This window comes from Methanothermobacter marburgensis str. Marburg, from assembly GCF_000145295.1.
Lineage (GTDB): Archaea > Methanobacteriota > Methanobacteria > Methanobacteriales > Methanothermobacteraceae > Methanothermobacter > Methanothermobacter marburgensis.
Genome location: NC_014408.1, coordinates 857,479 through 869,950 on the forward strand (window position 1 = coordinate 857,479; position 12,472 = coordinate 869,950).

Here is a 12,472-nt window from a genome sequence, read left to right on the forward strand (position 1 = left end):
TGTTTAAATGAAGGAGGTCAGGGATGATGTTGCACTGGTCCTCTGCGGTGAGGCCGGGCAGGGGATACAGACCGTTGAGGCACTCCTTATAAGGGCCTTCAGTGCCACGGGGTACCATATATTCTCCTCCAAGGAGTACATGTCCCGTGTGCGTGGCGGTGAAAACTCCACACTCATAAGGGTCTCGTCAGGGCCTGTGAGGGCATTCGTGGACCGTATAGATGTCCTCTTTGCCCTGAGCCCGGGAGCAGTGGACCACCTGAGGGAGAGAATCAACGGGACGCTGATTATTGCAGATAAGAGCTTCGGTGAGGAGGACGCCATTGACCTTCCCATACTGGAGGAGGCTGAGAAACTGGGGGGGCGGATATTCGCCAATGTTGTGGCTGCAGGTGCCGCGGCCCGTCTCTTCATGGTTGAAGAGAGTGTCTTTGACGATGCCGTAAGGTCACTGTTTGAGCGTAAAGGGCCTGAGATCCTCAATGCAGACCTTAAGGCTGGCAGAAAGGGGTATGAACTTGGTGAGGAACTAAAAAACCACCTGAGAGTCTCTGTTGAACCGGACCCCTCTGTCAGGAAACACGTAATCCTCAACGGTACTGAGGCCGTGGGCCTCGGGTGTATAGCAGGGGGGTGCAGGTTCATGTCATCCTACCCCATGACCCCCTCAAGCCCCCTCCAGATATTCATCGCAGAGAATGCCGATGAATTTGATATGGTATTTGAGCAGGCTGAGGACGAGATTGCAGCCATAAACATGTGCCTTGGAGCGTCATATGCAGGTGCCAGGTCACTTGTTGCAACCTCAGGGAGTGGTTTTGCCCTCATGGAGGAGGCCGTGGGCCTTGCAGGGATGATAGAGACCCCTGTTGTCATATACATTGGTCAAAGGCCCGGGCCGGCGGTTGGTCTCCCCACGAGGACGGCCCAGGAGGACCTGAACCTGGCCCTCTATTCGGGACCCGGAGAGTTTGCAAGGAGCATATTCGCCCCTGGGAAACTCGAGGATGCTCCTGAAATAGCGGCCCATGCATTCAACCTTGCAGACAGGTACCAGATACCCGTCTTCATACTATCAGACCAGTACCTGGCGGACCTCTACTACAACCTCCCGGCACCTGAAATCAGAGTGGAGCCAGAGTATCATATCATAGAAACGGATGCCAGCTACAGGAGGTTCAGCCTCACAGAGGAAGGTATCTCCCCCCGGGGGATTCCAGGCTACGGCTCTGGACTTGTACGTGTTGATTCAGATGAACATGACGAGGACGGCTTCATAACAGAGGACCTCAATATAAGAATGAGAATGGTTGAGAAGAGGAATCTGCGCCTTGAAATGCTCAGGGACGATGCACTCCCACCTGAGGTCTGGGGTGACGACTCCAGTGCAGTGATATGCTGGGGCTCCACCTACTGGCCTGTGAGGGAGGCCATTGAGTCATCTGATGCCGAGGTCACCATGGTGCACTTCAGTCAGGTCTACCCCCTGGCACCTGATACCCGTGAGCTTCTCGAATCATTTGATGTGACAGCCGTCGTTGAGAACAACTACCGGGGACAGTTTGCTGATCTCCTTAAACTTGAGGCCGGCTTCGAGGTTGACCATCGACTCAACAGGTACAATGGTATGCCCTTCAGTGTTGAGGAGATAAGGAAATTCATAGGGGAGGTTTTTGAATGAAACCCGAGGACTATGACCTTGAGGCAGACGTGGCATGGTGCCCTGGTTGCGGTAACTTTTTGATTCTCCGGGCCCTCAAGATGGCCCTTGCAGAACTTGATATACCACCTGAGAGGCTGGTGCTTGTCTCAGGTATAGGTCAGGCAGGTAAGCTCCCCCAGTACCTGAAGTGTAACTACTTCAACGGCCTTCATGGGAGGTCCCTCCCGGCTGCTGTGGCAGTAAAGGCCGTGAACCCTGAGCTCACCGTTATCGATGTGAGCGGTGATGGCTGCATGTACGGTGAGGGCGGCAACCACTTCATCCACAACATAAGGAGGAACCCTGATATAACAAATATCGTCCATAACAATATGGTCTATGGCCTCACAAAGGGGCAGGCGTCCCCCACCAGCCAGCCTGGCTTCAGGACCCCTGTGCAGGTTCACGGTGTCTTTGAGGAGCCCTTCAACCCCCTCGCAGTGGCCATTGCCCTTGGGGCCACCTTCGTTGCCCGGGCCTTTGCAGGTGATATTGAGAGGACCAGGGACATTCTCGTTGAGGCCATCAGGCACCATGGCTATGCCCTCGTGGATATCTTCCAGCCCTGTGTGACCTTCAACCGTGTCAACACGTTCCAGTGGTTCCGTGAGAACACCTACTACACTAACCATGACACGTCAGACAGGACGCTTGCCTTTGAGAAGTCCCTTGAGGGTTACGGTTCAGGGAAGTTTCCGCTGGGTATAATCTACCGTGCTGATGGTGGAGCCACATTTGAGGAGAACCTCAGTATATACCATAGGGATGCAACTCCACTGTGGAGGAGGAGGCATGATCCTGGTAAGCTGAAGGCCCTCCTTGAATCAAAGAGGATGCTTTAATATGTATTTTAATTGACCATGCTTTTAAGCATTGCACTGGAGAATCTGGTATGGAAGTCAGGCTTTACATAACAGAGGGTGACATTGAGGACCACCATGTCTTCAGGGAGAAACTCAGCCTTTCAGGTCTCAGCTGGAGGCAGACTGACCTCGAGGATGCAGATGCTGTGATAATCCTTGCAGGCCTCTGGGGAACCATGAAAGAAAGGATAATGGATGATGTTAAAAGGGCCCTAAAACTCTCCAAGCCCATAATAACCGTGAGGCCCTATGGCCTTGAGAACGTGCCTGTGGAACTTGAAAAAGTGAGTTCAGAGATTGTTGGATGGAACCCCCACTGCATAGGGGAAGCCATTGAGGATGCAGTTAATCCAGAGGAGAGGAATCAAACCTGAAATTGATGCAGTTAATCACAGATTAAAATCAGAGTTAAATGAAATCATGATATGGTGAATCCAGAGGATAAGAATTAAGCCTGAATGAAAAAATAAAGGGGGTTGGCCTCTTTAGGCCGATGATTTAACCACAAACATGCCGGGTTTCCTTGATGTGGGGTGGTATATCTTGTTGTAGCCACTGTAGTTATAGTCCACCCAGCTTCCACCGCTGTACACCTGTACTGTACGGTGTCGTGGTGACATGCTCGTGGCGTACTGTATTATACGCACCTTCTTCCCGGCTGATGTGAGTTTTTTATATAAGTATTCACTCATAGCCCAGCAGTCCCCTATGTCTGGATCATAACGGTACGTGCTGGTGCTGTAGGCCGCCCGTACCCTCTTTTTCTTGTAGTACTTATATTTCTTGTAGTACCTTTTCTTCACACTGGTACGGTACGTAGCCTTGACCTTCTTCCTGTAGGTCTTTTTATATTTCTTGTATTTCTTGTACTTGTATGCGGCGTCAACCTTCACAGGTTCCGCCTTTATGGTCTGTGTTTTTGCCACTATTTTTGCGTTTTCTGTTCCAGTATTTGTTGCCTCACTGATGGGCACTGAACCCACAGTGAACATCAGTGCAAAGAGCACTGTGACTGCTTTGAATCGCGTAATTCTATCGCCTCCATGTCCAATACTAACCCTTCAGGTCACTTAGGACACTGAGTCAATGGTTACATCATCATAGTATATAAATGTTTCCATAAAATAAAAGCTCTGAGAGCTCCTTTAATCAAAAAAAGCCACCAGAATCCTTTTCTAATATTCAGATATTCTCTGAGAATCCATCCCACTTTATTTGAAGATAGGGACCATCATGGAATCCCATTTGGAGTTTAGGGGCAGAGGGGCTCCCCGATACGATGGAGATTCAGAAGGTAAATACTGTATAAAGAGTGACTTACAGGGCTTATTTCTGTTAAAGGAAGAACTAGAATGCTCAATAAATTAAAAGCAACATTAAAATGAAAATTTGAATTTAAAATGATTTTAAAGGCTTATATAAATCTAAAGAACTCTTTAAAGTGTCAAAAATGGAAATAAAATTATTTGCGGGCTTTTAAAAATTTAGCCCGCCTTCTGTATGGTGGATACACCGTCGGACTTTTCAACCCGGTATATGTGGTCTGCAAGGTTTTCAAGTTCCTCCTCATGGGATACCAGGATTATCTGTCTGGCTTCAAGTTCATCGAAGATGTCTCTGAGCTTGTAGAGCTGCTCCTTGCTGAACCCATCGGTTGGCTCGTCCAGTATGAGTATATCAGACCGCACATCGGTGAGGCTCTGGACCACCATGTTGAGGGCGAGTCTGTAGGCAAGTGCTATGCTGGTCCTCTCACCACCACTGAGGTACTCCAGGTTCTGTTCGTAGCCGTCCTGCTCCACAATGGGTGTGAAGTCCTCGTCAATCCGCACCGATTTATCCGGGTCATCCACAAGGACCCTGAACCATTTCTGGAACCTCTCATTGAACTCATGGTTTATCTGTGCCATCACATGGGTCTCAATGTCAGCGAGTGCAGGGATGAAGTAGGATTCAAGCCAGGTCACATGATCATTCAGTTCACTGGCACGTTTTCTGAGTTTATTCTTTTCATCAATTTCAGCGTTAAGCCTTTTGATCTGATCATCTTTTTCCTCGATTTTTCCCCCAATGGATCCTATCATGTGTTTCTTCTTATCCCTTGATTCTTCACTTTTACTAAGTTTTTCACGGACCTCCCGTATACTGACCTCCACCTTCTCCCTGTTTTTGAGTGCCTCCTGGTTTTTCTTTATTTCCTCTTTCTTTTCAGCGATGATTGTAGCATTTTCCTCAATCTTCTGGAGGTTCTCTCCGTATTCCCTGCTGGTTTCAGGGTTGAGTTCATGAATTCTTTTTTCAAGGTCCTCTATCTTCGAATCTGATGCTGAAAGTTCGCTGAAACAGTTCTTCTCCCTTTTAAGGAGGGCTTCCAGGTCCTCCTCAATTTTTCTGAAATGGGATTCCACATCCTTCAGTTCACTGATTATCCTTTCATTTTCCTTTATATCTGATTCAATGCCTTTGATTTCTTCCTTCTTATTCTCAAGTTCCTTCTTTTTTTTCCCATATTCGGTTGTCTTCTTCTTAAGGTCCTTCCTGAGTCTACTGAGTTCTTCCCTAGACCGCATGTATTCTCTCACAGCTTCAAGGAGTTTGTTTTTATTTTCGATTTCAGCTTTGATCTCCTCTATGCTGGATTCAATTGAACCTTCCCTCTTCAGGGCATCATCGAGTTTATCAGTTATGTAGCTGGGGTCCACATCCTGGTCACATGTGGGACAGACACTTCTATCTCTGATGGACATGTAGGCATTTATCTTCTCTGAGATGGCACCCTGCTCCTGCTGGAGCTTTGCTTTATCGTCCTCAAGTTTCGCTATATCAGCTTTCAATTCATCCTCACTGTATCCAGGATCCTCAAGGGACTCCAGTTTTCCTATCTCTGATTTGAGGTCGTCAATCTCACCCTTAATTGTGGTGATTTCACGTTCCACATTGTCCATGACACCTGAAAGGGTCTTAAATTGATTCTTAAGACCTTCAAGCTTGGTAGTAGCATCTCTGAACCTTTCATAGTCATCTCTGATGGATTTTTCCTCATCCTTCATCTTTTCAATATCATTTCTGAGTGAATCATGTTCCTCCTGAAGCTTTTTCCTCAAATCCTTGCACTTCTGAAGTTCATCCATGGATTTCTTATATTCTTCCTCTATGTCCCTGTTTTTCCTCTTGAGACTATCTGAGAATGAACTCAGGTTTTCAATTTCATTCTTGAGGGATTCTATCCTATCTTCAGCAGCCCGAATCTTGTTTTCCTCCTTTTCGAGTTCTTCAAGTTCCAGTTCGAGTTTGCTGATCTCATCCTCGATTTCTTTGAGTTCAGCTTCGAGATTTTCCCTCTCAGATTCCAGTTCCCCCTTCTCAGTGATAATATTGTTGAGCTCATTTTTCTTATCATCAAGGTCGTAGGATCTATCCTCAAGGCTTTCTGCGGATCTCCTAATTTTCCGCGAAAGCAACCTGGCATTATCCGCTGCTCTGCTGTACTTCTCAAGGTCGAAGGCCTTTCTGAGCCTTTCAAGCCGCTCATTTTTTCCGGTCTCTATTATGCTCTTCATCTGCTCCTGTGGGGTGAAGACCGCGTAACGGTATATCCTGCTCCTGGCCCTTGGATTCAGGGGTTCCCTGTAACCCAGGATGTTAAGTACCTCGGCCTTCAGTTCCTTTGCAGAGAGTTTCCTTCTCCCTGTGGGTGTTCTGATGTAGAGTTCCCCCTGCTGCACCCCTGAGGCGGCCCTTTTAAGTTCCCGGTAGATGGTGTACTCTGCACCGTCAACAGTGAAGGTGAGTTTGACTGAACCTGAATTTGCTGTAGCCCTCAGAAGGCTGTCACCCCTCTGGTCACCCAGCCCGAAGAGTGCGAATTCTATTGCAAGTAGAAGCGTCGTCTTACCTGAACCTATATCGCCCTCAAATAGGGTCACTCCATCATCAAACTCGACAGTTCCTGATTCATAGCTCCTTATGTTCCTGAGTTCAAGTGAATTGATAATCAAAGAGTATCACCACCAGCATATCAGTTACCTGGATTCACCCGAGAGCAGGTCAACACCATCATCTCTCCTGAGGTCATCGGTTATCATCATCCAGATTCACCCCCATGACGGCCTCTGCTTCCTCAATGACCCTCCTCTCATATTCTTCCTTCTTCTCACCGGGGGCCATCTCATTCTCAAGTTTCCTGAGGAGTTCAACCGCCAGTGAGTCGCCCCTCTTCATGAGACTTTTGTTTCTGATGTCAAGGCCGGAGAGTTTCTCCCTGAAGATTCTCCTCTCAAGTGCGGGGATGTCACTCTCAGCGACCCTCACCTTCTGTATCTCACGGGTGCTGAGGCCGTGCCTGTTGATCTGGACAACACGGGCCCCCCTGGATTCAAGTTCCCTCCTTATCCATGCTGAATCTATGTCCGAGGTCCTGCCTGAGCTGAGCTCACCCCGGATCTTGAACATCACAACCTTTCCCTTAACATCGTGTTCTCCCATTTCCCTGCCTATGAGGAGGGATGCGTCATGGGAGTTCTTACCTGTAACATCACATTCTATGTATTCAAATTCAGCTGGCATTATAACCCTGAACTGGGGTGTTTTTGCCTTTTCCCTGAATTCAACAAGGTAGTACCCCCTCTTCTCTCCCCTGGCGTTCTCCTCAAGGTCCCCTGCATATGAACCGAAGAGTGCCCCCGGGTATACTATAGGGCCGTAGCCCTCCTCCATGTAGCAGCCCCTCCTGTGGACGTGGCCCCCTGCATAGTACTCAAGGCCACGGGGGAAGAGGTTGAGGTCGATGGAATCCATCTCTGCAAAATCAACGGGTTTGAACTGGGTTATGGCGCTGTGGAACAGGAATATCCTGAAGCCGTCCTCGGCCTCAAGGACCTCCCTGTCAAGGTTTCTGAAGTAGTCAACCTCCAGCGCCCTTGACCTCCCTGATAAACCAGTGATCTTTGCCCCGGTCTTCTCATCCACTGTGAACTCCAGTCCCAGCTTCTTCCCGGGGATGGGGCGCACAACCTTCTCTATGACCCCCGCGGTTTCCAGTATGTCTATCATGGAGGTGTTTGATGGGCTGTAGTCGTGGCTACCATAGTTGACGTAGATTGGGACCCCCTCATCCCTGACCCTCCTGAGTTCCAGGGTGGCCCTCTTGACGGTCTCCATGTTTGGGATGTTGGAGTGGAAGAGGTCCCCCGCTATTATCATGAAGTCGACGTCATTCTCCAGTGCATCATCCAGTGCCATCCTGAAGGCCTGGAATTCCAGTTCCCTGAGTTCAGGCTGTTTCTGGGCCCCCAGGTGGCAGTCTGATAGGTGCGCGAATCTGTACATCAGTTTCACCTCATCCTATGAATTCGATGTCCCCCTCATCTTCATCCTCATGATCCATGGATTCAATGAACTCCTCAAAGAGTGGTATCTTCACGGGTACCGCGAACTTTGTGAATATGCTGCTAACTATGGCCTCACCCTTATCCAGGCTTGCTATTGCCCTGTTGTCATCTGAGAGGTCCTGGGAGGCGCTTCCTATTATCTCAGCCCTCTCCTGGGCCATCTCATTCCCCAGGATTATCTTGGTGTTCATGTTTGCAAGGACCGTCCTGGGGATGAGGCTTACGAGCTGGGTTATGGCGACCAGGCCTATGTTGAATTTACGGCCCTCCCTTGCGATGGTGCTGTAGATGTTGTTTCCCTGCCTCTCAATGACCTCCTTTCCAAGGACACGGGGGGCCTCCTCTATCACTATCCCTATGACGGGTTTTCGCCTGAGCTCCCCTGTGGACTTGTACTTCTGGTACCTCCTGAAGATCTCACCGGATATCACGCTCCCAACGAGGAGTTCCGCCTCGCCCATGAGCCTGGATGTGTCCACCACGACTATCTTTCCCTCCTCAAGCTGTGATACTATGTCCTTTATGGTTGAATCCCCCCCTGTCTCCCGGAATACGCCTCCACGGGACTTTATCTCACCTGTATCCTCATCCAGGTAGACACCGAGGATCACATCGAAGACCCTCCGGAGGACGCTCAGTGTTCTGGGGTCCACATTTTCAACGGCTTCACCACCAACGATTCTGATGATCCACCCATCACCGTACATTTTATGGTACTTTGCAATTGCCTGCTCCTGGGGCTGTGTGAACGGTATTATACCCTCAAAGTGCTCAGGTCTCAGTGTCCTCAGGTTTATGGCGAGTGTGTTTCCACCGACCGGTGCATCCGGGGAGTAGTAGACCACGTTACCTGACGGGTGCTTTCCGAGTCCTGCCTCGTTCCTCCCATAGTACTCGTCGTGGGGGTCCAGCACCAGCATGCCCACGCGGTCCATCTCCGCCAGGCTCCAGAGCATGACCTTCACAAGGTTACTCTTACCCCTGCCTGTGGTTGCAGGTATGAGGATATGGTGGGTTATGGCGTCAACCGCATCAATGTAGACTGGTGTCTCCAGGACCTTTGAGCCGCTCCTCACATTCCCAAGGAAGACCGGATTGCGGGGCTTTTCAAGGAAATCAAGGTCCCCATCCCTTATCCTCCTGACCTCCCCGAAGAACCCCGGGAGGCGTTTGGGTAGCATTGGCTCCCCATCCCTCACATGGAGTATGGGGCGGGCCTCTGCGATGATGTAGTTCCGTAGTTCGGGTTCAAGGAACTCCACGTCCCCGCTGTAGCCCTCAAGGTTGAAGCCTGATGCAAGCTCCCTCATCCCCTGGGGTATCTGGGACCTGTATTTGAGGTCCTTGACCTGGAGTATCGTGTAGCCATCCCCCTCAGCGACAAGGAGGTCCCCGAGTTCCACCTGTTCACCTGATTTCTGCCTTATGAGTACCGCGGCCGTTTCACCGCCTATTATCTGTCCTGCAGCTTCCATTCAATCCTCTCCTGCATACCTGTTCAGTTCGTCATGGTAGTTAATGGTCTCCAGCTCATCCCTTATACCTTCAAGGACCTCCCGGGACCTGATCTGTGATAGGAGCCTCCTCCTGTATATCTCCACCTCATCCCCTGAGACTCTGGCCCTCATATCCACGTCCACCAGGCCGTAGGGGTAACCCGGGAAGCATGCATCCCTGGCGTTCTCTGAGAGGGCTGATGCCACTACCTGTGCATCATCCCTTCCGCACTCTCCAAGGATGTCCATCCTGAATATCCGCCCTGCGGGGTTCAGCTTAACCGCCGTGAGGGTTGTTGCCCTGTCTGTCCTCACGGCTATGGGGTGGTAGCACCATGGCCCCTCCATACCCATCTCTGAGGCAAGCCTCCCTATGGCTGCAAGGAGTGAGATTGAGGTGGTCGTGTAGAGGGTGCATGTCTTTGAGAGTCCGGCAATATGGATATCCCCTGACTCCTCCCAGAGTTTTCTTATGTAACTGTTCTCCTTCTCAAAGGATGCCTGCAGTGATCCGTCCCTGACCAGTATATCGCCATCCTGGAGTTCATCCAGCGCCCTCCGTGCCATGCTCCACTCTGCGAATCGCCTGGGAAGGCCCTTGAGGGTTGACTCATCAAACAGCTCTGCATCGCCAAGTTCCAGGTGAAGATCCTCCTCATCAGGCAGGAATTCCCTGTAATCCTCCATGATGGGGTGGATCTGGAATGTGCACATTTCATTCCCCGGGTGGATCCTCATGACCGATAGGAACTCAACCACCGGTGGTATCTCTGGCTGGATCCTCCTGGTCCCCATGAAGAGGCCCAGTGCAACCCTGTTGAGCTGGACCGATATGGTTGGCCCCTCCAGTATGGGGCTGTTGCCGCCGTCTATGAAGGCCATGCGCCTCTCTTCTCCTCCTTTGATGGACAGGAAATTATCCCTGCTGAATTCATGCACCCTGTATCTTGCTGACCTGAAGTATGGCCTTCCGATATCTGACCTCACGGTAGCCTGGAGGGTCTCTGCAATCCTATCAAAAATGTCCAATAAAAAATCCCCCATGTAAATGTTTAATGTTGAATAAGAAATAAATATTATAAATAGTTTGTGGTTTTTAATTGAATGGCCTTGTCATCTGACCGTTCCAGGGATATCCGGGCCCTTACCTACTCCTCCGGCTCAACGATGACGGCTGTGCCGTAGGCAAGGATCTCCTGCATTATGTCGGAGATGGAGTCTGAGTCAAAACGGACGCTAATAACAGCATTCGCCCCCAGTTCACGGGCATGGTCAAGCATCCTCTCAAGGGCCTCCTGCCTTGAGTGCTCCATCATGGTGACGTACTCCTTGATCTCACCACCCACGATGGACCTTAAACCGGCGCCTATCTGGCCCCCAAGGCCTCTGCTCCTCACGGTGAGGCCATAGACGAATCCAAGTGTCTCAACTGCCCTGTGGCCAGGTACGTAGTTGCTTGTAACGTAAACTATGTCACCGTGCTCCTCAACCACCGGCGCCCCCTTTCTTTCCTCAAGCTTCGTGCCGCACTCGTCACAGAAGTTTGAGTCAGCCCCGTACTCCTTACCGCAGTTTGGACAGAATTTCTCTGCTGATGCGGTGCTTGTGGAGGGTGCTTCCCCCCTGCCTCTACGCGCAGCCAGTCTCCTCTTCATCTCTTCGCTTGTAACCATAATAACACCATAAATATTTCTATTGCAGATGTATAATAAGGTTACCATGAGATCAAGCATGCCACACTCAGGGGTTAGGGGGGCAGTGGAGAGGGTCAAGGGCTTCATCCCCGGGATAGCAGTGCCCTACATCCCCCTTATCATCATAGGTATGCTCCTCATCATTAAACCATACTACCTCTTCCCGACACATGGGGACCTGGACTTCCATCTTGTGAGGGCCAGGGAGATAATGATCAACCCATCCTATGGCCTCCTATGGGACTACCTGGTCTACTATCCCATGGGGAGACCCCTGGGCCATCCCCCACTGCTTCACGTGATACTTGCAGGACTCTGGGTCCTTGGAGGTGTGAGGTTCGCCCACTCCATCATGTGCATACTCCAGATACTCATCACCATATTCACGACCTCATGGGTGGCCTCCAGGTGGTATGGCAGGAGGGCCGGCCTCATAGCAGGGACCCTGGTACTTGCATCCCCACGCCCGGATACCCTCTCCGTTATAATGCCCGCAGCCTACATACCTGTACTCATGGTCCTCACGGTTTACCTCCTGTCAGAGGACCGGCTCTCCGCTGCTGTAACAGGTACCCTTGCACTCTGGACCCACTTCATAGCACTCATAACAGTCGTCCCCGCGGTGCTGGCAGACGGTGTGAGGAGAAACCTCAAGGTGCTCCTCCTGCTCCTCCCATCCTTCATATTATGGTGGGCCTACTTCCTCACAGCGAGGGGCGCCCCATCCGAGCCTGTGAATGGTGGCTACTTCAGCATCGGCTGGCTTGTGTTCCTCATACTTCTATACTTTGGGGTCCCTGGGCTCTACCTTATAAGGGGGCGGAGGGAGTTCAGGCCCCTCGTGGCCTACATTCTCACAGTGCTCATTGCAGAGATCCTCTTTGATGACGTATCAAGGGGGCTGCAGTACGTGGCACTCCCGCTGGCAGTGGTGGGTGGATACACAGGTTCAAGGTTAATCGACAACCCCTCAGGGGCTGTAAGGCTGGTTACCGGGATCCTCATCATCTCATCGGCCACTGTATTCGTCGAACAGCTCCTTCTAACTGATATATGGTGGTCTGATGCTGATATACCATTTGAGAACCGATACTATCCCCTTAAGGAGTACATTGACATCCATACATCCCCTGATGACGCGGTATGGGCCTCTGGTTCAGTTGCTGATAAGGTTGCCTGGATGACCGGGAGAAGGGTTTCAAATGGGCGCTACGGGCCTCCTCCCGGTTTCAGGGAGACGCACCAGGATATCAACATCTACAGTGAGGATGGGGGATTCGTGGTGAGGGATAAAAAGAACAGTACTGTGGCTGTTATAGACCCATAG

10 protein-coding genes and 1 pseudogene are annotated in these 12,472 nt (G+C 50.6%); 4 read left to right on the forward strand and 7 right to left on the reverse strand.

Annotated elements, in window-relative coordinates; genetic code table 11:
* The first annotated feature begins 7 nt into the window (after positions 1 to 7).
* From MTBMA_RS04520 to MTBMA_RS04530, 3 genes are read left to right on the forward strand one after another with little or no spacing between them, the layout of a single operon-like run.
* Positions 8 to 1,681, forward strand: a complete 1,674-nt coding sequence (locus MTBMA_RS04520) for a 2-oxoacid:acceptor oxidoreductase subunit alpha (RefSeq protein ID WP_013295742.1) — start codon at positions 8 to 10, stop codon at positions 1,679 to 1,681.
* Entirely contained in the window at positions 1,678 to 2,544 is an 867-nt protein-coding gene (locus tag MTBMA_RS04525) for a thiamine pyrophosphate-dependent enzyme (RefSeq protein ID WP_013295743.1), read from the forward strand. Before MTBMA_RS04520 ends, MTBMA_RS04525 begins: the two co-directional genes overlap by 4 nt.
* 50 nt (positions 2,545 to 2,594) lie before the next feature.
* Positions 2,595 to 2,939 (forward strand): hypothetical protein, encoded by a 345-nt coding sequence (locus MTBMA_RS04530; RefSeq protein WP_013295744.1) that lies wholly within the window; start codon positions 2,595 to 2,597, stop codon positions 2,937 to 2,939.
* Between the two features lie 111 nt (positions 2,940 to 3,050).
* Here MTBMA_RS04530 and MTBMA_RS04535 read toward each other — a convergent pair whose 3' ends face one another.
* The 7 genes and pseudogenes from MTBMA_RS04535 to MTBMA_RS09340 all read right to left on the reverse strand — a co-directional run.
* A complete protein-coding gene (locus tag MTBMA_RS04535) occupies positions 3,051 to 3,572 on the reverse strand; it encodes a hypothetical protein (protein WP_013295745.1) in 522 nt (173 codons plus the stop codon).
* A 477-nt stretch (positions 3,573 to 4,049) separates the two neighbouring features.
* Positions 4,050 to 6,563 carry an AAA family ATPase gene (locus MTBMA_RS04540; protein ID WP_013295746.1) on the reverse strand — a complete coding sequence of 838 codons (2,514 nt, stop codon included), beginning with the start codon at positions 6,561 to 6,563 and terminating at the stop codon, positions 4,050 to 4,052.
* 73 nt (positions 6,564 to 6,636) lie between these two features.
* Complete coding sequence (locus MTBMA_RS04545; RefSeq protein WP_013295747.1) at positions 6,637 to 7,893, reverse strand: DNA repair exonuclease; 1,257 nt, start codon at positions 7,891 to 7,893, stop codon at positions 6,637 to 6,639.
* A gap of 10 nt (positions 7,894 to 7,903) precedes the next feature.
* Positions 7,904 to 9,430: an ATP-binding protein gene (locus tag MTBMA_RS04550; RefSeq protein WP_013295748.1), complete on the reverse strand. Its 1,527-nt coding sequence runs from the start codon at positions 9,428 to 9,430 to the stop codon at positions 7,904 to 7,906.
* The gene (locus tag MTBMA_RS04555; RefSeq protein WP_013295749.1) at positions 9,431 to 10,480 is read right to left on the reverse strand and encodes a DNA double-strand break repair nuclease NurA; all 1,050 of its coding nucleotides are present in this window, start codon (positions 10,478 to 10,480) and stop codon (positions 9,431 to 9,433) included. It abuts the gene before it with no gap.
* 119 nt (positions 10,481 to 10,599) lie between these two features.
* A complete protein-coding gene (locus tag MTBMA_RS08880; RefSeq protein ID WP_013295750.1) occupies positions 10,600 to 10,944 on the reverse strand; it encodes a YbjQ family protein in 345 nt (114 codons plus the stop codon).
* 27 nt (positions 10,945 to 10,971) lie between these two features.
* Positions 10,972 to 11,232 (reverse strand): annotated as a pseudogene (locus MTBMA_RS09340) (zinc-ribbon domain-containing protein); the annotation flags it as partial.
* Between MTBMA_RS09340 and MTBMA_RS04565 the strand changes: the two are divergent.
* The gene (locus tag MTBMA_RS04565; protein WP_238523339.1) at positions 11,153 to 12,472 is read left to right on the forward strand and encodes a hypothetical protein; all 1,320 of its coding nucleotides are present in this window, start codon (positions 11,153 to 11,155) and stop codon (positions 12,470 to 12,472) included. The pseudogene MTBMA_RS09340 and the gene MTBMA_RS04565 overlap by 80 nt on opposite strands.

What these genes read in the sequence shown, in the direction of transcription:
- MTBMA_RS04530 (WP_013295744.1), top strand. Translation starts at nt 2,595, where the DNA reads ATGGAAGTCAGGCTTTACATAACAGAGGGTGACATTGAGGACCACCAT.
- MTBMA_RS04545 (WP_013295747.1), bottom strand. Translation starts at nt 7,893, where the DNA reads ATGTACAGATTCGCGCACCTATCAGACTGCCACCTGGGGGCCCAGAAA.
- MTBMA_RS04550 (WP_013295748.1), bottom strand. Translation starts at nt 9,430, where the DNA reads ATGGAAGCTGCAGGACAGATAATAGGCGGTGAAACGGCCGCGGTACTC.
- MTBMA_RS04525 (WP_013295743.1), top strand. Translation starts at nt 1,678, where the DNA reads ATGAAACCCGAGGACTATGACCTTGAGGCAGACGTGGCATGGTGCCCT.
- MTBMA_RS04565 (WP_238523339.1), top strand. Translation starts at nt 11,153, where the DNA reads ATGTATAATAAGGTTACCATGAGATCAAGCATGCCACACTCAGGGGTT.
- MTBMA_RS04520 (WP_013295742.1), top strand. Translation starts at nt 8, where the DNA reads ATGAAGGAGGTCAGGGATGATGTTGCACTGGTCCTCTGCGGTGAGGCC.